Genomic DNA, 22,440 nt, shown 5'->3' on the forward strand with positions numbered 1-22,440 from the left:
GCAGAACATGCGAATGACCCTGCCCGGATACCGATTGACGCAGTAAATCGGCCTATTGAGTGAACAAGGTTTTCAGGCATAAAAAAACAGCCGTTCAGAGCGGCTGTTTTTTTAAAAAGCATAAGAACTATTGAGCGGTATACCCGCCATCCATGACTACGGCTTGACCTGTGACCCCTTTTGCTTTGTCGCTGGCCAAAAATACGGCGTAATCAGCGATTTCCTTCACTGACAGCAGCCGTTTTTGGGGAACGAGCGGAAAGATGACGTCCTCAAGCACCCGCTCGTACGGTACATTCCTTGTTGCGGAAATGTCCTTTAACTGATTGCGGACAAGCTGAGTGTCCACATATCCCGGACAAAGCGCATTGACGGTAATGCCGTCAGCCGCGCCTTCAAGTGCGCCGACTTTCGTTAAACCGATGACGCCGTGCTTGGCGCTGTTATATGCCGCTTTCCCGTGAAAACCGATCAGTCCGTTGACAGACGCCATATTAATGATTCGACCGAATTGCTGTTTTTTCATAATGGGAAATGCATGCTTCATTGCGATAAATGGCGCAGTCAGCATGAGACGAATGAGCCGTTCAAACTGTTCGGTGGGAAATTCCTCGATGGGCGCGACATGCTGAATGCCCGCATTATTCACAAGGATATCGAGACGTCCGAATTGTTTCTCGACCGTCTGCAGCATGTCGGCCACTTGCTTTTCATTTGTTACATCGCATGTGATGCTGACTGCTTCACAGCCTTCATCTTTCAGTCTTGCCGCCGCTTCTTTCCCCGCTTGTTCGTTTACATCAGAGATGATGACGGCTGCTCCTTCACGGGCGAATTCTTTTGCGATTTCAAGCCCGATTCCTCCGGCTGCTCCTGTTACAACGGCTGTTTTTTCAATAAGCAATGAATGCATGACGGCACCTCCTCATTTTGGTCTGACCCCGTTTTTTAACGACTGGCTGACAGTAAAATGACCTTCTGTTTTCTCAAAGACCTCCTCTATTGTTACACCTTCCTGCAGTTCGGTGAGCGTCATACGGCCATCATGAAAATCGAATACAGCCAAATCTGTGATCAGCCGATCGACCACCTGCCTGCCGGTTAAAGGCAGCGTACATTCCGTTCTCACTTTAGATTCCCCATATTTATTAACGTGCTCCATAATGACAATAATCCGTTTTGCTCCGTGGACCAAGTCCATGGCGCCGCCCATTCCTTTGATCATTTTTCCTGGGATCATCCAGTTCGCCAAATCTCCCCGTTCGGAGACTTCCATCCCGCCGAGGATCGCTACATCAATGTGGCCGCCGCGAATCATGGCAAAGGATTCGGCACTGTCAAAATACGAGGCTCCCTTTACTTCGGTGATGGTTTCTTTTCCCGCGTTGATCAGATCGGGGTCCTCCGTTCCTTCCGCCGGATAAGGCCCGATCCCGAGCAAGCCGTTTTCAGACTGAAGCAGGACGTTATAATCATTCGGTATCTCATTGGCTACAAGCGTCGGCATCCCTATCCCCAAGTTCACATTCATTCCGTCCTTAATTTCCTTTACAGCCCGTTTGATCATTCGTTTTCTGCTATCTCTCATTCTGTCAGCCTCCTTTATCATGCTTGCCGGACGGTGCGGCGTTCAATCCGTTTTTCATGAATCCCGCCGAGCAGCACGTGCTGCACAAAAATACCCGGCGTATGAATTTGATCCGGATCAAGCTCTCCGGCATCGACGATTTCTTCAGCCTCTGCAATCGTCACTTTGCCTGCCATTGCAGCGAGCGGATTGAAATTTCTCGCCGTCTTTCTGAACATCAGGTTGCCCAGAGGATCGGCTTTCCAGGCCTTTACGATGGCGGCGTTCCCTGTAATCCCTTTCTCCAGAAGATAGGTGCGCCCGTCAAATGTCTTATGTTCTTTTCCCTCGGCTACTGATGTTCCGACGCCCGCAGGTGTGTAAAACGCCGGAATGCCTGCCCCTCCCGCGCGAATTCTTTCTGCGAGCGTTCCTTGGGGCACCAATTCGACTTCCAGCTCCCCGCTTAAAAACTGCCGTTCAAAGGTTTTGTTTTCTCCCACATAGGATGCGACCATTTTTTTGATCTGCCGGTTTGCAAGCAAGAGGCCTAACCCCCAATCATCAACACCGCAGTTATTACTGACAACGGTCAAGTTTTTTACGCCGCTGTCCCTGATCGCGAGAATTAATTGTTCCGGAATGCCGCACAGGCCGAAGCCTCCTGCGATGAGGGTGTCTCCGTCCTTGATCAGTGCAGCAGCATCTTGATAAGAGTCCATCACTTTTCCTTTTCCCATATTCGTTTCCCCTTTCTGTTTTGGCTACACAAGGCCCGTCAGACTGTAAATGGCGATGATGACAAACACAGCGGCTGTTTTAATGACGGTAATGGCAAAGATATCCCTGTAGGATTGGCGGTGGGTCAACCCAGTGACCGCGAGCAGCGTAATGACGGCGCCATTATGCGGAAGAGTGTCCATCCCGCCGGAGGCCATCGAGATCACCCGGTGCATGACCTCCGGCGGGATGTGGAATGTATTGATTGCTTCTGTATACGCTGCTGACATCGTGCTTAAAGCGATGCCCATTCCTCCTGATGCCGATCCTGTAATCCCGGCAAGCGCAGTGGTCGTCACCGCTCCGTTGACGAGCGGATCAGTAAACGTCTGCGATATGCCACTGCTGACCATTTTAAAGCCGGGAAGCGCCGCAATGATCCCGCCAAATCCGTATTCGGCTCCTGTATTCATCGACGCCAGCAAGGCGCCCCCGATACCCTCATTCAGTCCCTCTTTCAAATTGAAGAGGACTTTTTTCCAATCGAACAAAATCGTTGTCATGATTCCGATGAACAGTGCGAGTTCTACTGACCAGATCGCAGTGACGGAGGAAAGGTCAATCTTCCCGAACGCTTCTAGCCCGAGCGGCGCAAAATCAAATCCGTCAGGGTACCAATGCGGGAGCCACATCGTGAAGCATTTGTTCATGACTCCCACAAGGATAAGCGGAACAAAGGCGAGCACTTGCCGCGCGGGGCTGGGTTGCGGTAAAACAGGCGTATGTGTTTCATTAGCCAGACTAGAGGATTCCTCTGCAGCGGAAACTTCAGATTGAAATCCAGCATAGCCTTCTCCGGCATTGGCCGCTTTTTTGCGCCGGGATTCTAAATAAATCATTCCGGCCGTAAGCACAAATGCTGCACCAATCAGTCCGAGCCAGGGAGCGGCATAAATGTTTGTTTTAAAAAAAGCGGTCGGAATGACATTTTGAATTTGCGGTGTGCCGGGAAGCGCATCCATTGTAAATGTAAAGGCGCCCAATGCAATCGTACCGGGTATCAGACGCTTGGGAATATCAGCTTTAATAAATAGGTTTTTAGCAAACGGATAAATGGCAAACACCGCTACGAAGAGACTGACGCCGCTGTACGTTAAAATCGCACCCATTAAGACGATGGCGAGAATGGCTCTTTTTGCTCCCACAAGTCTGACGATTGTTTTTGCAATCGACTCAGCGAGCCCGGATATTTCAACAACCTTGCCAAAAACGGCCCCTAAAAGAAATACGGGAAAATACAGCTTAATAAATCCTACCATCTTCTCCATAAATATATTCGAGAAGAAAGGAAGTACGAAGCTTGGATCTGTCAGGAGCACAGCAAACAGCGCACAAATCGGGGCGAATAAAATGACTGAAAAGCCCCGGTAAGCCGCAAACATCAGCATGCCTAATGCCAATAAAATAATAACAATGTCCACAAATCCCCCTCTTTTCTGCTCAATATTAGTAAGCGCTTACAAAAAATCGAGAAAATAAAGCAAAAAACATGCCGGTTTTGCACAGGTTCTGAGGCTGAAAAAATGTGCATCATGGTGAATGTTCCGTTTTGGCGAAAGAAAGGGAGACTCTTGCTGTATTAGATTGATTGGCTGAGCAGTGAGTTTTTTTAGGGATAGTGAGATGGATCAGAGAGGATTTTTGCTTTATAAATATGTATTCTTTTTTCTTTCATTTATTTCCTGCAAGAGGAACCGATAAAATCCGGCCCTCCTGCATGGTCATTCAGCCAATGACAACCGGGAGCTCTTTGAGCGACCTAAAACCAATGAGCTTGCGGTATTCAAGGCGGTGTGCAGCCAGCCGAAGCTTAGGTATCCGCTCAAACAGTGTGAGAATTGCAATTTGTGCTTCGATGCGCGCTAATGAGGAGCCTATGCAAAAATGGGCGTTCTTTCCGAATGCAACATGCGGGTTCGGCTTTCTTTGGATATCCATTTTGTGAGGTTGATCGAATATGCTTGGATCGCGATTGGCTGCCCCTAAAAGGATATATACCTGCTCTCCTTTTTTTATGGTCTTCCCATTTATTTCGCAGTCTTCTGAGGCGGTGCGTGCCGTCAGCTGCGCGGGGCTGTCGTAGCGCAGACATTCCTCAACTGCAGTTTCAATAAGCGAGGGGTTTTCTCTCAGTGCGCTAAGCTGTTCAGGGTGTTTCAATAAAGTAAACACACCGTTGCTTATGAGGTTTACCGTCGTCTCGTGTCCGGCTATGACAAGTAAGATACATGTCGCGAGCACTTCCTCTTTTGAAAGCTGTTCCTCCATAATAAACCTGCTGATCAAGTCTTGTTTAGGGTGCGCTTCCCGCTTGTGAATCAAATCTCTGAAATATGACGTCAGCCTGCCTGCGGTGTCGCTTGCTCTGACTAACGTCTTTCTTGATCGGGTAAGATCAATGGCCTGAATGACGTCTGCCGTCCATTGTCTGAATTGATATCTCTCCTCTTTCGGCACTCCGAGTATCTCCGCAATGATAAGGCTTGCCAATGGAAAGGCAAACTCTGAAACAAGGTCCGCGGTTTTTTTGATTTGGACTTGATCCAACAAGTCATGAACCGTTTCTTTTATACAAGGGCGAAGTGATTCCGCCGTCTTTGCGGTAAATTCTTTACCGATAAGCATCCGCATCCGCTTATGGTCTGATTGATTTTTAAATAACAGCATATCGTGCTGGATATGCGATAGATTTTGATATTTCGTTGAAGCTTCCGGAAGAGGAATGCGGTTTTTAAACCGAATGTCTTTCAGAATCGCTGCCGCTTCTTTGTACCCGGTGACATACCAGCCCGGATATTTTAATACGGTTCCTTTATAAACAGGATCAATGGATCGCAGTTTGTCATAAAACGGGTAAGGGTCATTCCAAAAATCCGAATCCGCATGGAGAGACGGATGTGCAATCGATAGGTCTGCCGTCATCTTATACCTCCGTATTGCAGGCGGATTGCAGGCCGGCTTTCATTTCTTCAACGGATTCGACTTCAAAACCTAAATCATGGAGCATTTGATGATCCTCTGTTTCTTGCTGCCCTGCTGTCGTTAAGTAATCTCCGACGAAAATCGAATTTGCGGCGTAAAGTCCCAGCGGCTGCAGCGAACGAAGGTTGACTTCCCGGCCTCCTGAGATACGGATTTCTTTTGACGGATTGATAAAACGGAACAAGGCGAGCACTTTCAGGCAATACACCGGATGTAATTCGCTTACCCCTTCTAACGGAGTTCCGTCAATCGCATGCAGAAAATTAACCGGGATGCTGTCGGCGTCAAGCGCTTTTAAGCTGTTCGCCATATCAATGACGTCCTGTTTCGTCTCTTTCATGCCGACGATGACACCAGAACAAGGTGACATCCCCGATTGTTTCGCCGTTTCCACTGTATTGACCCTGTCGTCATACGTGTGGGAGGTCGTAATGTTTGAGTGATTTCTTTGTGATGTATTGATGTTATGATTGTACCGGTCTACTCCTGCCTGTTTCAGCCGCTCTGCCTGTTCCGGCTTCAGCAGACCGAGGCATGCGCAGATTTTTAAACCGTACGTTTCTTTAATTTCTTTGACAGCATCAACAACTTGATCCACTTCTCTGTTTGACGGTCCCCGGCCGCTGGCGACGATACAGTATGTCCCTATATTCAGGTCGTGGGCGCGTTTTGCCCCTTTAAGCAATATATGCTTATCCACCATCCGGTAAGACTCAATCGGCGCTTTTGATATTGAAGATTGTGAACAGTACCCGCAATTTTCCGGACACAGGCCTGATTTTGCATTCATAATCATATTCAGCTTTACTTTTTTTCCGTAAAATCGTTTTCTGATATGAAAAGCGGCATGCATCAGCAATAAAAGATCCTCATCAGGACAATTTAAAATGGCCAGCGCTTCTTGATTCGTTACTTCCGCCCCGTCCAGCACTCTCTCTGCAAGATCCATCCATTGATTCATGTTTATCTCCCCATTTGTGTCAGATTCATGAAAGAGGAAACATCTATATGTTTCTCAATCATGTGTTGAATGTTTTCCGATGAAACGTGATCCAGCTTCGGTGTGATTCCCAAAATCGGAACTTTGCATAATGTTTCAATCATGCTCGGGTTTGTCTTTTCGTCCAGCCCCGGCCTGCTCCTTACGCCGTTGATAATAATGCCGAGAACCTCTATCCCCATGTTTTTCGCATATTCAACGGTTAAATATGTGTGGTTGATGGTTCCGAGATCAGGCCTGGCCACAATCACCGCCGGCAATTCCATGGCTTTTATCAGATCACTGACTAAATAATTTTCACCAAGCGGGACGGAAATGCCGCCTGCCCCCTCAACGATGAAACACTCATGACGATTTTTGATCTTACTCCAGTGGGCCATGACATCCGCCATGCTCACGGATTTCCCCTCAAGCATGGCGGCCGTGTACGGGGCAAGCGGCTCTTTCCATTCAAATGGCGTGATTTCTTCATGAGACAGTGCGGTTTGTGACATGTCTTTCAACAGCGAGGTGTCACTTTCCGGATGAGTTCGCGGCACACCGCTTAAAAACGGCTTAAACACTCCGATATCCGCCTGTTTCTGCCGGAATGCCGCGGCAAGTCCGCAAGAAACGATGGTTTTTCCGACGCCGGTATCTGTTCCTGTAACAAAAAAACTTCTCATTTGTTTATATTCAGCTCTTTTCTAATGGAATCAAATGCTTCTGTCAGCTCGTCTATGTCCTGTAAGCTGCGATCCGCCGTAACGGTCAGCCTGATTCTGCTTTCGCCTTCCGGAACAGCGGGCGGGCGGATGGCCGGGGCGCAGATTCCCTTTTTCTCCAGCAGTGCAGCGGCTGAAACCGCTGTTTTTGCATCACCGATGATAACGGGGATAATCGGTGTATCTCCGCCTCTTACGGTAAAGCCCATATCGGCCAGACGCGTTTTTATCATTTTGACAGACGACTGCAGCTCACGGCGCGTATCGTGCATATCTGATATGATGTCAAATGCCGTATGCGAAGCCGCACAAATTGACGGCGGGAGGGCCGTCTGAAAAATAAACGTCCGCGCCTGATTCAGCAAAAAATCAATGAAAATGTTTGATCCCGCGGCAAAACCGCCTTCCGTTCCTACAGCTTTGCTTAATGTGCCGATGACAACATCAGGACAAACACCGAAATAGTCACTTGTTCCCCCGCCGTTTTCCCCGAGTACACCGGTTGCATGCGCGTCATCTGCTATCACAAATGCCTGGTACTGCTTTGCAAGCGCCATTATGCGGTCAAGAGGCGCGATGGTGCCGTCCATGCTGAAGACGCCGTCTGTGACGATGAAGCGGCGGTTCCGAGCCTGGACGGAGGCAAGTTTTTTCTCAAGATCAGCCATATCAATATGGCGGTACACGATGGTTTCCGCTTTTGATAAACGGCAGCCGTCAACAATGCTCGCATGGTTCAGTTGATCGCTTAAAATGACATCGCCTTTTTGAGGCAGTGAGGCAAGCACGCCGATATTCGCCAAGTAACCGCTTGAAAACAATAAAGCCGCTTCCGTCTGTTTAAAGTCCGCGATTGTTTGTTCAAGTTTTTCGTGCCACACAGTATTTCCTGTCGTTAACCGTGAGCCGCCGCTTCCCGCTCCGAACCGGCTCAACGCCGTTTGCGCGGCTGTGATCAGCCGCTCATCTTTTGACAGGCGTAAATAGTCATTGGATGCCCAGGTCTGCCGCTTTTGCCCTTTGGTTTTGAGAGCGGTTCCCTGTGTTCGCAGCGTCCGATACAGCCCGTCTCTTTTCACCGCATCGAGCCTTCCGAGGAGCCATCCGTCAAAATCCACGGCCGGTCACCTCGGCTATCGCTTCTTTCATAATGGAGATCATGGCTTGTAACTGATCGGTTGTGCTGGCAAGCGGCGGCAGAAAGGCGATGACGTCTCCGAGCGGCCGTGTCAGCATACCAAGCTCTCTCATTTTCAAGGACACCTTGTATCCCATCCGCTTTTCAGGCGGATAAGGCTGTTTTGTCCCCTTATCCTGCACAAGCTCTATGCCGCACATGAAACCGAGCTGGCGGACATCGCCGACATGAGGGAGCTGCTTCAGATCATGAAGAAATTCCGCTGCCGTTTTTGATTTTTCGGCGACTTGTTCAACGATGCGCTCTGATTCGAATAAACGCAGATTTTCAATTGCCGCGGCACAGCCAATCTGATTTCCTGTATAGGAATGGCCGTGGAAAAATGTTTTCATTTTGTCGTAGTCATCGTAGAAGGCTTCATAAATGGCTTCTGTGGCAAACGTCACAGCAATCGGCAAATAGCCTCCCGTAATGCCTTTCCCTGCCGCCATCAAGTCCGGCTGGACATTTTCATGCTCACAGGCAAACATTTTTCCGGTGCGGCCGAACCCCGTCGCCACTTCGTCAACGATCATTAACACATCATATGCCGTACACAGCTTTCGTACGCCTGCCAGAAAGCCTTCAGGCATGACGATCATCCCGGATGCGCCTTGCACCATCGATTCGATCGTAAGTGCGGCAATCTCTTCGTGATGCTTTGCAAGCAGCTGTTCGAGCGCGAGAAGGCATTCATCCCGGCACTGTACGGGGTCACCGCTTTCAGATCTGTATACATACGGAATCGGGGCTTTGTAGCTTTCAAACATCAGCGGGCCGTACACATGGTGGAAGAGTTCAATGGAGCCGACGCTGACGGCTCCGATCGTATCGCCGTGATAGCCGTTCTGCATAGAAATAAACGTCTGTTTCTCGGGTCTCCCTATGTTTTTCCAGTATTGAAAGGCCATTTTCAGAGCGATTTCCATTGCTTCCGCTCCGCTGTCGGAGTAAAAAACGCGTGTCAGCTTTTCCGGTGTGATGTCTGTCAGCATCTCGGCAAGTTCTGTTGCGGGAACGTTCGTCATACCCAGTAAGGTCGAATGAGCGATTTTTTCAAGCTGTTTTTGAATCGCTTCATCCATTTCTTTTTTGCGGTGGCCGTGTACATTGAGCCATACTGAAGAAAAGCCGTCATAATATTCTTTGCCGCTGATGTCTTTCAGCATGATCCCGTTTCCGCTTTCAATGATTAACGGATCTTCATCGTAATCTTTCATTTGTGTGAAAGGCAGCCAAAGATGCTTTTTGCTTTTTTCAATCATTGATTGTTTCATATGTTCTCCTCCCGCTGAATGAATACAGGCTGCTTCTCCAAAAAATGGATACAGCTCTCCGTATCTATGGAGCCATCTGTAAAGAAAATCCGGCATCCGCTTTCATCTCCGGCATTCTTCATCTTGGCAATCCGCTGATATCCCAGCTTCTTTGCGGCAACGTAGCCTGTTATGTAATCAGGGTCATCCGACCAGCACAATTCAGCAATAATCCCCGGATGTGCGCAAACTTTTGCCGCGATGGCATGTGCTTCTTTTATTCGTGAATGTTCCGGCATGTTGTGAGTAAAAGCCCATTTTTGAAAATCATGTGACGGCCAATCCATTCGGGATACCCGCACACCTCTATTTCCTCTGCCGTCAATGCGTTCTCCTGCCCGGATATCAAACAGGACCGCTCCTCTTGCTTCTGCATATTCCGCAATGTTTTCGTACGCTTTCTCTATCATGTGCGGGGGAATCCCCGCCTTTTGCAGAAGCTTGCGGGCGATTGCTTGTCCTTTTTTCGGCGTGTCTGATTGATGGAAAGCAACCGGCAAAGGGGGGATCGTTTCGATCGGTTCATTAATGCTTTCAAGCTGAATCTGCATAAAATCAGGTATCCCTCTTGAGTGCGAGAAGCCTTTATGTAATAAGCCATCTACTGCTTCCTGTAAACCGCTGTAAGTGATGAGCCGTTCTCCGCCGGAAATGTGTTTTCCGCCCTGCTCATGGGGGGCGTTTCGGGAAGCTCTCATTCTTACGCTGTAATAGGTTTCTTCCCGCATATATTCCCCTCCTTTCTCTTACTTTGAAAATTAATGTTAACTAAAATGATTAAAGGTTAACACTTATACAGAATATTAGTGTCCCTCGCGGAATATGTCAACCTAAAATACAAAAATGTTAACTTAATGAGTTTTGCAAAGCCCCATTACGTTTTCATGTTTTGTTCATATTTTAGTAATTGTTTATTCAACACTGTCCGCTAAAGTAATCCATATCAACAAATAGGACAGCGAACCGCATCTTATTATGAGGGGAGGTCACCGTTATGCTGAAAGAAAAAGTAAAGACAGCAGGCCGTTTTTGCACTGTAGGCGTCGGTAATACGCTGATCGATTTTGGTGTCTTCTTTCTTCTCGCCGCTTGTCATGTCCCCTATCTTCCGGCGCAGATCTGCTCCTATTCGGCAGGGATCATCAACAGCTATGTATGGAACCGGAAGTGGACGTTTCGTGTAAAACGCAAGGCTGACGGGAAAGAGATCATGCGATTTCTCATGATTAATCTTGCCGCGTCGGGAATCACCTTTTTGCTGCTTTACGCGTTTCAAAAAGGCGGCTGTTCGCTATTGGTGAGTAAGTTCGCCGCCACTATCGGCGGAATGATGATGAATTTTATCGGAAACCGAATATGGGTATTTGGAGATTCGCTGAAAAACATACAGGATCAGGAGTGAAGATGAATGAGAAAAGTGAGAAAAGCGGTCATTCCCGCAGCAGGTTTAGGAACGAGATTTCTGCCGGCGACAAAGGCGCAGCCGAAAGAAATGATGCCGATTGTCGACAAACCGGCCATCCAATATATTGTCGAAGAGGCCGCAGCGTCAGGAATTGAAGATATATTGATTATTACAGGGAGAAACAAACGCTCGATTGAAGATCATTTTGACCGGTCGGCGGAATTGGAATTCAATCTGCAGGAAAAAGGCAAGACGGAGACGCTGAAGGAAATGCAGCGGATTGCCGATTTGGCCAATATTCATTACATCCGTCAGAAAGAACCGCTCGGATTAGGACATGCGGTGCTGTGTGCGAAGCATTTTATCGGAGATGAGCCTTTTGCCGTTCTATTAGGTGATGATATTATGGTATCTGACACTCCCGCTCTTTCACAGCTCATCGACGTCTATAACCAACACGGCACAGAAACGATCGGCGTACAGCCCGTCGATCCTGCTGATGTCAGCAAATATGGTATTATACAGACGGGGCGGCAGAGCGGTCATGTGTACGAGGTTGAGGATCTGATTGAGAAGCCGGCTGTTGAAAAGGCGCCCTCTCATATTGCCGTGATGGGCCGCTACATATTAACCCCTGCTATTTTTAAAACGCTGAAGACGGTCGGAAGAGGCGCGGGCAACGAAATCCAATTGACAGACGCGCTGCGCGAAGTGTGCCGCACCCGAAGCATTTACGCGCGGGAGCTTGAAGGAAGCCGGTTTGATATAGGAGATAAGTTCGGCTGTTTTAAGGCCGGCACGGAGATCGGGCTTCTGCGGGAAGAAATGAGACCGAAACTTTTAGCTTATTTAGAAGAGGTGTTAAAAAGAGAATCTGAAGAAATCGTGCGTTAAAAAATAATTTGTAACCATTTTGCTTGTCAATCAGTCATATAATTGGGTAAAAAGATAAAGAGGTTGTGAACAGTGTGGGCAATTTTATTAGTGAAATATTATCCTGGCTGACAAGTATGGGCTATTTAGGGATTGCGCTCGGATTAATGATCGAAATCATTCCGAGTGAAATCGTTCTGGCTTACGGAGGCTATATGGTGTCAGAAGGCACGATCAGCTTTATCGGCGCCATTGTCGCCGGTGTGATCGGGGGGACGATCGCGCAGTGCTTTATTTACTGGATCGCCCGTTATGGGGGACGGCCGTTTTTGGACAAGTACGGCAAGTACTTACTTCTGAAAAAGCATCATGTTGATGTTGCGGAAAACTGGTTTCGCCGTTACGGCGCCGGCGTTGTGTTCTCGGCGCGGTTTATCCCGGTCGTCAGACATGCGATCTCCATCCCGGCCGGCCTTGCGAAAATGCCTCTTTCCAAGTTTGTCATATTGACGACGCTTGCCATTATTCCGTGGTCTGTCATTTTCGTTTATCTCGGGTATCAGCTCGGGGGACAGTGGAAAGACGTAGACAGCTATGCCGGAATGTATACAACTCCGATCATTATATTGGCTCTCGTATTTATTGTTGTTTATTTCGTTGTGAAGAAAATGAGATCAAGACTGTGAAAAAAGACTGCATAAGAACGGCTGCGAGCCGGATCTATGCAGTCTTTTTTTTATTTAAACCGGGTATACGGGGTGTTTCCGGTGTGTGAATGTCAGTTGTTTGGACATGTAAGCAGTGAGGCGTTTATTGAGTTCTTCCCGCAAGGAATCAGCAGGAACAATGCCGTCAATCACCATTTCAGAGGCAAGCCGGTAAAGGTTAATGTCTTCCTTATATTCATCACGCTTTTCTTGAATAAAAGCCGGTCTTTCTTCAGGGGCTAGCCCGCTGATTTTGTTTGCGTAGACCGCATTCACCGCTGCTTCAGGACCCATTACGGCAATTTGCGCAGTCGGAAGCGCTAAACAGCAGTCCGGTTCAAAAGCAGGCCCCGCCATCGCGTATAATCCGGCACCGTAGGCTTTTCTGACGATAACGGAAAGCTTCGGAACAGTCGCTTCCGCCATTGCGGAGATCATTTTTGCGCCATGCCTGATGATGCCCGCCTGCTCAACCTTCGTTCCGATCATGAATCCGGGAATGTCTGCTAAAAATAGAAGCGGAATATGGAATGCGTCGCACAAAGCGATAAATTTTGCGGCTTTATCCGCCGAATCGAGAAATAAAACCCCGCCTTTGACACGCGGCTGATTGGCGATAATGCCGACCGGCTGTCCGTGAATCCGCGCAAGCCCCGTTATTAATTCCTGCGCAAATAACGGTTTAATCTCAAAAAATGAGTCTTCATCAATGACACGTTCAATTAAATCCATCATGTTGAACGGTGCGTTTTGATGTGCCGGGATGACATCTGAGAGCGGTTTTTCAAAAGCTTTCGGGTTCTTAGATTTGTTGACGGGCGCTTTTTCAGTATAATTTGACGGGAAATAGCTGAGGTATGTCTGCGCCATCATGATTGCTTCCTGTTCCGTCCGGGCGAGGAGATCACCGCAGCCTGATACGGAACAATGCATACGGGCGCCGCCCATTTCTTCAAGCGATACTTTCTCGCCAATTACCATTTCTGCCATACGCGGGGAACCTAAGTACATGGATGCATTGCCCTCGACCATAACGACAATGTCGCAAAAGGCCGGAATGTAAGCGCCGCCCGCAGCGGAAGGGCCGAACAATAAACAGATTTGCGGAATGCGGCCCGACAGCTTTACTTGATTATAAAAGATGCGGCCGGCTCCCCTTCTGCCCGGGAACATGTCGACCTGATCCGTAATTCTCGCACCTGCGGAATCGACTAAGTACAAGAGCGGACACTGAAGCTTTTCCGCCGTCTCCTGAATGCGGATGATTTTTTCCACCGTTTTCGCGCCCCACGAGCCCGCCTTTACGGTTGAGTCGTTTGCCATCACACAAACGGTTCTGCCGCCGATGGTTCCGATCCCGGTAACGACCCCGTCAGCCGGAAGTCCGTCTGACATGCACTCGGCGAAAAAAGCGTCTTCAACGGATATGCCGTCATCGAATAAAAGCTTCAGCCTGTCTCTTACAAAAAGTTTTCCCTTCTTTTCGTTGCTTGCGTGATATTTCGCGGCTCCTCCCTTTTCAATCGTTTTGCTGCGTGTCTGCCGTTCTTTTTCGTAATCCATCCGAGTCCCTCCATGTTTTATTTTCCTTTGTATTCAGGGGGTCTTTTTTCTTTAAAAGCGCGCAGGCCCTCTTCTCTGTCAAGTGTGGGAATGACTTGTTCATATGCTTTTCGTTCGATTTCGAGCCCTGTATTGAGATCTGTCTCCAGACCCTTGTTTATCGCGGATTTTGCTTGTCTGACGGCGATCGGCCCATTAGCGGCGATGCGGCCGGCCAGTGCTTTTGCTTTTTCCATAAGTTCATCGGCTTCACAAACATGCTCGATCAGCTTCATGTCTTTCCCCTCTTCTGCAGAAAGTCTTCGGCCGGTATAGATCAATTCTTTTGCCGCGCCGGGGCCGATAAGCCGGGGCAGTCTCTGCGTTCCGCCCGCTCCGGGAATGATCGCAAGCCCTGTTTCAGGAAGGCCGAGGCCCGCCCGGCTGACGGCTGTTCTGATATCGCAGGCGAGAGCGAGTTCAAGGCCTCCTCCGACAGCGGTTCCGTTCAGCGCTGCAATGACCGGCTGCGGGAGAGCTTCAATGGATTCGGCCGTTTCACCGATACGCCTGACGCTTTGCTTAACTTGTTCATGATTCATCCCCGCTCTTTCTTTTAAATCAGCACCGGCGCAAAATGTGTTCCCGGTGCCGGTGAGAATGACACAACGAATGGATGGCGAGTTTTTGATGTCTTCAATCACACGCTGTAAATGATCAATCATTTCTGAAGACAGCGAGTTGGCCGCATGCGGGCGGTTCAGCGTGATCAGACCGATTGTTTCTTGACAGACGGAATACAAAACGCAATCTCCCATGGCTTCTCCTTTCTCATTTCGTTCTGAATGCCTGCAGGTTTCTGCTTGGCAGGTCTTTGCCTATTTTATCCGCGATCCAGCCGGCGGCATAAAGAAGTTTATTCATGTCCGTCCCGGTATCAATCCCCATTTGTTCGAGCATATAAATGACGTCTTCTGTGGCAGCGTTGCCTGCTGATCCAGGGGCGTACGGGCAGCCGCCAAGCCCGCCTGAGGAAGTATCAAAGGATGTGATGCCCATATCAAGAGCGGGAATGATATTCGCTAGAGCCGTTCCTCTTGTATCATGGAAATGGAGTGCGATTTTTGAGGCGGGAATTCTCGGCAAAAGGGCTTCAAGCACGGCTATGACCTGCAAGGGGTTTGCCGCGCCGATCGTGTCGCCGAGCGATATTTCATCAACACCCATTTCGAGCAGGGTGTCTGAAAGGCGGATGACTTGTTCGACCGGCACGTTCTGTTCGTACGGACAGCCGAACACAGTGGACAGATAAGCTCTCGTCGCCATTTTTTCAGCTTTTGCTTCAGTAATAACCCGCCTGAGCTCTTGAACGGTCCGGTCAATCGGTTTGTTTACGTTTTTTTGGTTATGGGTTTCGCTTGCAGATAAAAATACACATGCCTGATCGATTCCGCCTTCTGCCGCATGCTCCAGTCCGATGAGGTTCGGAACGAGAGCCGCGTAGACCGTATGTTCAGTTCTGGCAATGCCTTTTGCGACGTCCAGGCTGTCACGAAGAGCCGGAATCCATCTCGGATGCACGAAAGATGTCACTTCGATATAGGGAAGGCCTGTTTTTGACAGCATATTGATCCACTCAATCTTATCTTCTGTATCCACCCACGCCGATTCATTCTGCAAGCCGTCACGCGGTCCTACTTCATTGATGCGGACATGTTTCGGACAGTTCATGCTGCACCTCCCGTTTTATTGAAGTTCAATCAGGACCTCTCCTTCATCAGTGAAATCACCTTCTGATTTTTTCACTTCTTTCACCGTACCCGCTGCATCAGCGATAATCGGAATTTCCATTTTCATAGATTCCAAGATGGCCACTTCCTGTCCTTCTTCAATGACATCACCCGGCTTCACATGAATTTTCCACAGGTTTCCCGCCATTTGAATTTTTATGACGCTCATTTGGATGCCCCCTCGTTCATTGTTTGTAAAAAACCGGTTGTTGCCTCGCCCTTTTCAAACACTTCTGAATGAGCAATTTTTGTCAGCAGCGGAATGTTGGTTTTAATCCCTTCTACATGATATTCGCCAAGGGCGGTTTTCAGTTGTTCAATGGCTTGTTTTCTCGTATTCGCCGTGACGACCATTTTGGCAATCATCGGATCGTAAAACGGAGAAATGACGCTTCCCTTTTCGACGGCGCATTCGTGTCGCACTGACGGGTGTCTTAAAACGGAAAAAGACGAGATGGTACCGGGAGACGGGTAAAAGGTGACCGGATCTTCCGCATAGATCCGCACTTCAATCGCATGACCGCGGTGGTTGATATCTTTCTGCGAGAAAGGCAGCGCCTGCCCAGCGGCAATTTTCAGCTGTTCTTCCACAAGATCCAGTCCTGTAATTTCTTCTGTCACCGGATGCTCCACCTGCAGTCTGGTGTTCATCTCTAAAAAATAGATTTGTTTCTTTTCGTCGACGAGAAATTCTATTGTGCCTGCATTTTGGTAGCCGATCGATTTTGCGGCTTTAACGGCGGTTTCACCGAGTCTTTGTCTTAATTCATCGTCAACAAACGGCGACGGCGCTTCTTCTATCACTTTTTGGTGGCGCCTTTGGACTGAACAGTCACGTTCAAACAGATGAACGATGTTGCCGAAAGAATCTGCGAGTATCTGAATTTCAATATGACGGGCATTTTCAATGACCTTTTCCATGTACATTGCGCCGTCTCCAAAAAAGGAGGCGGCCCGCTTTTGATTGCCTTCAAACGCTTTGGCCAGCTCTTCTTCTGAATGTACGATCTGCATGCCGATTCCGCCTCCTCCTGCGGACGCTTTCAGCATGACCGGAAAACCGATGGCACGGGCTTCGGCTAAGGCGGAGTGAACATCGGGCAATGGCTCTGAAACACCGGGAACGATCGGGACCTTTGCTTTTTGCATCGTTTTTCGGGCTTCAATCTTGCTGCCCATCTTGGCGATGATATCACCGGGCGGACCGATAAATGTGATTTGTTCTTTTCGGCAACGTTCGGCGAACAGGCTGTTTTCTGACAGAAGCCCGTAGCCCGGATGAATGGCGTCCGCTCCGGCCGATTTGGCGGCTTCTATGATTCTGTCGATATGTAAATAGCTTTCATTTACTCTCGATTTACCGATCGGATAGGCCTCATCAGCCGCTTTTACCTGCAGCGCGTCCCGGTCGGCTTCTGAATACACAGCTGCCGAGGGGATGCCGAGACGTTTGCAGGTGCGGATAATTCGTAAGGCGATTTCTCCTCTGTTGGCAATCAGGACTTTTTTAAACAAATGTGAAGCACTCCTTTTTCATTAAGTTAACTTGAGCTCTTCAATCGTTTTTTCCCGCAGCTTGAATTTCTGAATTTTTCCTGAGGCTGTCATTGGATATTCATCTGTAAACAAAACGTACCTGGGGACTTTATAGCGGGCGATATGTTCTTTGCAAAAGGTTCTGATGTCTTCTGCGGAAGCGGTTTGTCCGTCTTTGAGCCTGACCCACGCCGCGGCCTCTTCTCCGTATTTCGGATCAGGAACGCCGACGACCTGAACGTCTGCTACCGCGGGATGCCGATATAACATTTCCTCAATCTCGCGCGGATAGATATTTTCGCCGCCCCTGATCAGCATGTCTTTCAGACGGCCCGTGATTTTGCAGTACCCGTCCTCGTCCATGACCGCCAAATCACCGGTATGCAGCCAGCCGTCTTTGTCTATCGCTTCTTCGGTCGCTTCTTGATTTTTATAATAGCCTTTCATGACATGATATCCGCGGGTGCAGAGCTCTCCTTGTTCGCCCCGGGCGGCTTCTCCGGATGTTCCGGGCCGAACGATTCTGACTTCGATATGAGGAAGCGCGCGCCCCGCTGTTTCCACTCTTCTTTCAAATGAATCATCCGTTCTTGTCTGCGTAATAACAGGTGATGCTTCGGTCTGTCCGTAGGCAATGGTAATGTCGGTCATCCCCATTTTGCCGATCACTTCTCTCATGACTTCCACCGGGCATGGCGAGCCTGCCATAATCCCGGTTCGGACGTGGGAAAGATCATATTCAGAAAAACGGCTGTCATTTAGGAGGGCGATAAACATCGTCGGTACACCGTGCAGAGCCGTACAGGCTTCTTGCTCCACCGTTTTCAGAACGGCCGGCGGAGAAAACTGTTCGATCGGAATCATCGCCGCACCCGCGGAAACACATGCCAGCACGCCGAGCACGCACCCGAAGCAGTGGAAAAACGGCACGGGAATACATAAACGGTCACATGAAGTAAGCTTCATGCATTCTGCGATATTGGCCGCGTTATTTACGATATTAAAATGTGAGAGCATGACGCCTTTCGGAAATCCGGTCGTACCTGATGTATATTGCATATGAATGCAATCATCCTTTTTCAGGCTGTCCATCCTTCCGTCAAGCGCTGCATCCGTTACAGCTTCGGCATTATCCAGCAATGAATCCCAACGGTGCATCCCGGGCGGGCTTTTATCACCGATATATAACACCGTCCGTAAAAATGGATAACGTTTCGAACGCAGCCTGCCGCGCTCACAAGTTTTCAGCTCCGGAATCAGCTTATTCACGATTTCAACATAAGATGTCTGCCGGTAGGAATCCATGATTATCAAGGCCGAGACGTCTGAATGTGCCAGCAGGTAATCGAGCTCTGCGATTTGAAAATTGGTATTAATGGTGACCAGAACGGCGCCGATTTTCGCTGTTGCAAATTGCGCCGCGAGCCATTCCGGAATGTTGGATGCCCATATGGCCACATGATCTCCTTTTTCAACTCCCAGCTTCATCAGCCCTTTTGCGGTTTGCCGGCATAACCGGTCAAACTCGGCATACGTATAACGAAGGCCGCGCTCAGGGTAAACAACCGCTTCACGATCCGGAAAAAGCTCCGCGGTCCGCTCAAGCAGCTTTCCGGCTGTTAAATGGATAAGTTCAGCCATATGACCTGCCCCCCTTCCATCCCTGTCTTAGTAAACGTTTTCATTTCACTTCAAAAGCTGTCTTGCGATGACCATTCTTTGAATTTCTGACGTCCCTTCACCAATCTCCATCAGCTTTGCGTCACGAAGCATACGTTCGACACCGCATTCCTTCATATAACCGTAACCGCCATGAATTTGGATGGCCTGAAGGCACGTTCTGACGGCCATTTCAGAAGCATAGAGCTTGGCGAATGCAGCTTCTTTCGTAAATGGCAGGTTTTGATCCTTCAGCCATGCCGCTTTAAGCACCATCTGTCTGGCAAGGTCAATTTCCATCGCCATATCGGCCAGCTTAAATTGAATGGCTTGAAATGACGATATCGGACTGCCGAACTGCTTGCGTTCCTTCGCATATGACAGCGACGCCTCCAGTGCGCCTTGAGCGATACCGACAGCCAGTGCCGCAATCGAGATCCGCCCGCCGTCTAATGTATATAAAAATTGTTTAAAACCTTTTTCCGGATCACCGAGCAGGTTATCGGCAGGCACCCTGACATCCTCCAGCACAAGCTCGGCCGTATCCGACCCTCTCACACCCATCTTGTCGTACGGATTTGTGATCGTAAATCCCGGTGTGTCTGTCGGGACGATGAGAGCTGAAATGATCGGTTTTCCGGCGGAGTTCTTTCCCGTAACGGCGGTGACAATGACCGTGCGGGCGTAATTTGCGTTTGTGATCCAGCATTTCTCTCCGTTTATCACATAGTCATCGCCCTTTTTCTCGGCTTTTGTCTGGGTTCCGCCGGCATCGGAACCTGCATTCGGCTCCGTCAGTCCGAATGATCCGAGCGCTTTTCCCGAAGCAAGCGGAATAAGATGTTCTTGCTTTTGCTGTTCAGTACCGAAATAGTATAATGGGCTTGCACCGAGTGACACGGCCGCCGCGTAGCTCAGCCCCGTGCTGCCGCAGGCTTTTCCGATTTCTTCGACCGCTGCTGCATATGAAATGGTGTCACCGCCCGCCCCGCCGTATTCTTCCGGAAACGGAATTCCGAGCAGCCCGAGTTCGCTCATTTTTTTAAATGTGTCTATCGGGAAGACGGCTGATTGATCAACCTCATGGGCTTTCGGGGCAATTTCATTTTTGGCGAAATCTCTGACCATTTCGCGCACCATCTGCTGTTCTTTTGTCAGTTGAAAATTCATTAACCTTCCTCCTTCTGCTGCTTTCTACATTTTATTAATGGGGGTCTTTATTCATTCCATCCAAATGAAGTCTGAACATTCGGACTCATCTGCCGCCAAAAAAACTGACAGCGCCGCAACTGTCAGTTTTATTAATAATGCTATTTAACCGTCCGTTTTGCGGAGGGACGGCTCTCATGGTGAAGCCTGTCAACGGAAGTAACGAAATAGGTGCAGGCTTCTTTCGCCCGAATATCAGTATCTGAAAATGTCTGCGTCCGTGACGATGTTTTTCTGACTGTATCCACTAAATAAGGCTGCTTTCCCTTTTCTGCGCGGTAAATGGCGTAATAAGCCGTTTTTTTACCGTTGGATTTCGCATCTTCGATATAGAGTGTATGGCCTGAAGCGTTCTTCTCCGCCCGTTTGACAGCCGGTTTTTTTAAAGCGGAATGTCCGAGCCAAGGCATCTCAGGAATTAATGCGGGCCGGCTGTACATGTCTTTGATCAAACGGTTTTTTACATCGAGCGGATTACGGTTTAAATCCTTTAAACTGAAATGCATGCTGCCTTTTATCCATGCTGATCCCCTGTTAAGAGCAATCTGTCTTCCGTATTCCCCCGGGTCGGCCCAGGCCGGATCAGCGTTGTTGTTGATTTTATAAGCTGCCTGCCCGATATATAAATGCACCGGCCGATTGTTCACTTCTTTTCCCCACCAATCCGCTAAGACGTCATATGCCGCCGCTTTAAATCCGATGCTCCAGTAAATTTGCGGTGCGATGTAATCAATGTATCCTTTTTGGATCCATTCTCTCGTATCAGCATATAAATCATCGTAGTTCCGCACCCCGGCGGCCGTTTCGGAGCCTGTCGGGTCATCTGCGGCATTTCTCCATACGCCGAACGGGCTGATTCCGAATTTGACATAAGGTTTTTCTCGTTTGATGGTTTGGTTGATTTCTTTTACAAGCCGGTTGACGTTATCCCGGCGCCAGTCATCAATTGATGCAAAGTGAGCTTTTCCGTACCGTTCGTATTCCGCCTGATCGGGGAATTCCTGTCCGGCAATTTTATAAGGATAAAAATAATCATCCATATGAACCGCATCAATGTCATAACGGCTGACCACCTCTTTGATTCCATCCGTTATAAATTGTCTTACTTCCGGAATGCCCGGATTATAGTACAGCTGTTTTCCGTATGCAGCGACCCAGTCCGGATGCGAACGCGCGGGATGATCATCTGAAAGCGCATTCAAATTTGTGTGATTCATCGTGATCCGGTAAGGATTGAACCAAGCGTGAAATTCAAGATTCCGTTTATGTGTCTCTTCAACTAAAAAAGCAAGCGGATCGTAGCCGGGATTTTTGCCTTGTGTTCCTGTCAGATACTCTGACCAAGGCCCGTAATCTGATGGATAAAAAGCATCAGCCGCAGGCTTAATTTGGACGATAACGGCGTTCATTCCCATCTCCTGAACGTCATCCAGCAGCTTGCTGTATTCTCTTTTTTGCTCTTCCGGTGACAGCCCTTTTTTAGAGGGCCAGTCGATATTGGTGACAGACGCGATCCATACGGCTCTCATTTCTCTCTCCGGCTGAGTGCCGCTTGCTTGTGCGGATGCTGAGAACGTAAAGATGCCGGCTGTCAGTACAACGGCAAAAAACCATATCATGCTAAAACAGCAGCTTTTCATGTTTTTCCCCCTCTCTGCTTTACGGTATTCCGAAGCATTCCGGGCGGTGAATCAGAAAGCCTGCTTTGCTCCTCTCAGCCTAAAAGGGAAAGAAAAAAGTCCTAAAGCGAATCAAAACGCTTCAGGACTTTTTATGTTTCATGGCGGCGAGCACGTCAATGACCTTCGTTCCGACGCCGACACACGTTTCAAGAATGGCCTGCGCTCCGGCGATGGACAAAATGAAAATAACCGGATGTGCATAGCGGGGCCAGACCAAGTAGCAGATACCGATCAATATGGCGCACCAGACGCCCGCACACCAATAACATTGCAGCATATAACCGAATGCGGAGGAAGGGACTTTTTTTTGGACGGCGCGCCCGTTTTGATCGACGGTTTTTTCTTGCTTTATAAAGGGTTTTCTTATGAATTCCGTAATCTTATCAAATACGATCAAATGGGTCAGCCGGTAGCTGGCAAGAATAATCATTACATACGTAAGCCAAGATAGGTTCGTCATCTCAAAGCCTCCAAAAAACTGGTTTGATTCCCCTATCTTGCCCTCTGTCAT

At 48.8% G+C, this 22,440-nt stretch carries 21 protein-coding genes and 1 pseudogene; 3 read left to right on the forward strand and 19 right to left on the reverse strand.

Features of this window, described 5'->3' with window-relative positions; translation table 11 throughout:
* Positions 1-127: 127 nt before the first annotated feature.
* The 10 genes from V7728_RS10085 to V7728_RS10130 all read right to left on the reverse strand — a co-directional run bounded on the left by V7728_RS10085 (position 128) and on the right by V7728_RS10130 (position 10,254).
* Entirely contained in the window at positions 128-913 is a 786-nt protein-coding gene (locus V7728_RS10085; RefSeq protein WP_014418050.1) for a 3-hydroxybutyrate dehydrogenase, read from the reverse strand.
* Between the two features lie 12 nt (positions 914-925).
* The gene (locus V7728_RS10090; protein ID WP_014305098.1) at positions 926-1,588 is read right to left on the reverse strand and encodes a CoA transferase subunit B; all 663 of its coding nucleotides are present in this window, start codon (positions 1,586-1,588) and stop codon (positions 926-928) included.
* A 17-nt stretch (positions 1,589-1,605) separates the two neighbouring features.
* Positions 1,606-2,307 carry a CoA transferase subunit A gene (locus tag V7728_RS10095; protein WP_007410135.1) on the reverse strand — a complete coding sequence of 234 codons (702 nt, stop codon included), beginning with the start codon at positions 2,305-2,307 and terminating at the stop codon, positions 1,606-1,608.
* 24 nt (positions 2,308-2,331) lie between these two features.
* A complete protein-coding gene (locus V7728_RS10100; RefSeq protein WP_020954028.1) occupies positions 2,332-3,768 on the reverse strand; it encodes a GntP family permease in 1,437 nt (478 codons plus the stop codon).
* Positions 3,769-4,072: 304 nt separating this feature from the next.
* Positions 4,073-5,269, reverse strand: a complete 1,197-nt coding sequence (locus V7728_RS10105; protein WP_082998091.1) for a cytochrome P450 — start codon at positions 5,267-5,269, stop codon at positions 4,073-4,075.
* Position 5,270: 1 nt separating this feature from the next.
* Positions 5,271-6,290 carry a biotin synthase BioB gene (gene bioB / locus V7728_RS10110; RefSeq protein ID WP_007410132.1) on the reverse strand — a complete coding sequence of 340 codons (1,020 nt, stop codon included), beginning with the start codon at positions 6,288-6,290 and terminating at the stop codon, positions 5,271-5,273.
* Between the two features lie 2 nt (positions 6,291-6,292).
* Positions 6,293-6,994 (reverse strand): dethiobiotin synthase, encoded by a 702-nt coding sequence (gene bioD, locus V7728_RS10115; protein ID WP_059367361.1) that lies wholly within the window; start codon positions 6,992-6,994, stop codon positions 6,293-6,295.
* A complete protein-coding gene (bioF, locus tag V7728_RS10120; RefSeq protein WP_099566776.1) occupies positions 6,991-8,151 on the reverse strand; it encodes an 8-amino-7-oxononanoate synthase in 1,161 nt (386 codons plus the stop codon). Before bioF ends, bioD begins: the two co-directional genes overlap by 4 nt.
* Positions 8,141-9,487 (reverse strand): adenosylmethionine--8-amino-7-oxononanoate transaminase, encoded by a 1,347-nt coding sequence (gene bioA, locus V7728_RS10125; RefSeq protein ID WP_099566777.1) that lies wholly within the window; start codon positions 9,485-9,487, stop codon positions 8,141-8,143. The genes bioF and bioA overlap by 11 nt, the downstream gene beginning before the upstream one ends.
* A complete protein-coding gene (locus tag V7728_RS10130) occupies positions 9,484-10,254 on the reverse strand; it encodes a 6-carboxyhexanoate--CoA ligase (RefSeq protein WP_099566778.1) in 771 nt (256 codons plus the stop codon). The genes bioA and V7728_RS10130 overlap by 4 nt, the downstream gene beginning before the upstream one ends.
* 222 nt (positions 10,255-10,476) lie before the next feature.
* On the opposite strand from V7728_RS10130, the pseudogene V7728_RS10135 reads away from it, so the two are divergent.
* From V7728_RS10135 to V7728_RS10145, 3 genes and pseudogenes are all read left to right on the forward strand, one after another.
* Positions 10,477-10,928 (forward strand): annotated as a pseudogene (locus V7728_RS10135) (GtrA family protein).
* Positions 10,929-10,934: 6 nt separating this feature from the next.
* Positions 10,935-11,825, forward strand: coding sequence for a UTP--glucose-1-phosphate uridylyltransferase GalU (gene galU / locus V7728_RS10140; protein ID WP_059367354.1), 891 nt, complete (start codon positions 10,935-10,937; stop codon positions 11,823-11,825).
* A 74-nt stretch (positions 11,826-11,899) separates the two neighbouring features.
* Positions 11,900-12,490 carry a DedA family protein gene (locus V7728_RS10145; protein ID WP_007410125.1) on the forward strand — a complete coding sequence of 197 codons (591 nt, stop codon included), beginning with the start codon at positions 11,900-11,902 and terminating at the stop codon, positions 12,488-12,490.
* 54 nt (positions 12,491-12,544) lie between these two features.
* Here V7728_RS10145 and V7728_RS10150 read toward each other — a convergent pair whose 3' ends face one another.
* The 9 genes from V7728_RS10150 to V7728_RS10190 form a co-directional block, all read right to left on the reverse strand.
* The gene (locus V7728_RS10150) at positions 12,545-14,074 is read right to left on the reverse strand and encodes an acyl-CoA carboxylase subunit beta (RefSeq protein WP_099566779.1); all 1,530 of its coding nucleotides are present in this window, start codon (positions 14,072-14,074) and stop codon (positions 12,545-12,547) included.
* Between the two features lie 17 nt (positions 14,075-14,091).
* Complete coding sequence (locus V7728_RS10155; RefSeq protein ID WP_085342056.1) at positions 14,092-14,871, reverse strand: enoyl-CoA hydratase; 780 nt, start codon at positions 14,869-14,871, stop codon at positions 14,092-14,094.
* Between the two features lie 13 nt (positions 14,872-14,884).
* The gene (locus tag V7728_RS10160) at positions 14,885-15,784 is read right to left on the reverse strand and encodes a hydroxymethylglutaryl-CoA lyase (protein ID WP_043021172.1); all 900 of its coding nucleotides are present in this window, start codon (positions 15,782-15,784) and stop codon (positions 14,885-14,887) included.
* 15 nt (positions 15,785-15,799) lie between these two features.
* Entirely contained in the window at positions 15,800-16,012 is a 213-nt protein-coding gene (locus tag V7728_RS10165) for an acetyl-CoA carboxylase biotin carboxyl carrier protein subunit (RefSeq protein WP_007410121.1), read from the reverse strand.
* Positions 16,009-17,358 carry an acetyl-CoA carboxylase biotin carboxylase subunit gene (locus tag V7728_RS10170; RefSeq protein WP_099566780.1) on the reverse strand — a complete coding sequence of 450 codons (1,350 nt, stop codon included), beginning with the start codon at positions 17,356-17,358 and terminating at the stop codon, positions 16,009-16,011. Before V7728_RS10170 ends, V7728_RS10165 begins: the two co-directional genes overlap by 4 nt.
* 21 nt (positions 17,359-17,379) lie before the next feature.
* Complete coding sequence (locus V7728_RS10175; RefSeq protein ID WP_099566781.1) at positions 17,380-19,020, reverse strand: AMP-binding protein; 1,641 nt, start codon at positions 19,018-19,020, stop codon at positions 17,380-17,382.
* Positions 19,021-19,065: 45 nt separating this feature from the next.
* Entirely contained in the window at positions 19,066-20,208 is a 1,143-nt protein-coding gene (locus V7728_RS10180) for an acyl-CoA dehydrogenase (protein WP_099566782.1), read from the reverse strand.
* 140 nt (positions 20,209-20,348) lie between these two features.
* Positions 20,349-21,887, reverse strand: a complete 1,539-nt coding sequence (locus tag V7728_RS10185) for a glycoside hydrolase family 10 protein (protein WP_099566783.1) — start codon at positions 21,885-21,887, stop codon at positions 20,349-20,351.
* A gap of 121 nt (positions 21,888-22,008) precedes the next feature.
* A complete protein-coding gene (locus V7728_RS10190) occupies positions 22,009-22,389 on the reverse strand; it encodes a DUF1360 domain-containing protein (protein ID WP_007410116.1) in 381 nt (126 codons plus the stop codon).
* Between the last annotated feature and the right edge of the window lie 51 nt (positions 22,390-22,440).

The organism is Bacillus sp. JHAA, from assembly GCF_036961585.1.
In the GTDB taxonomy this organism is placed as follows: Bacteria; Bacillota; Bacilli; order Bacillales; family Bacillaceae; genus Bacillus; species Bacillus velezensis.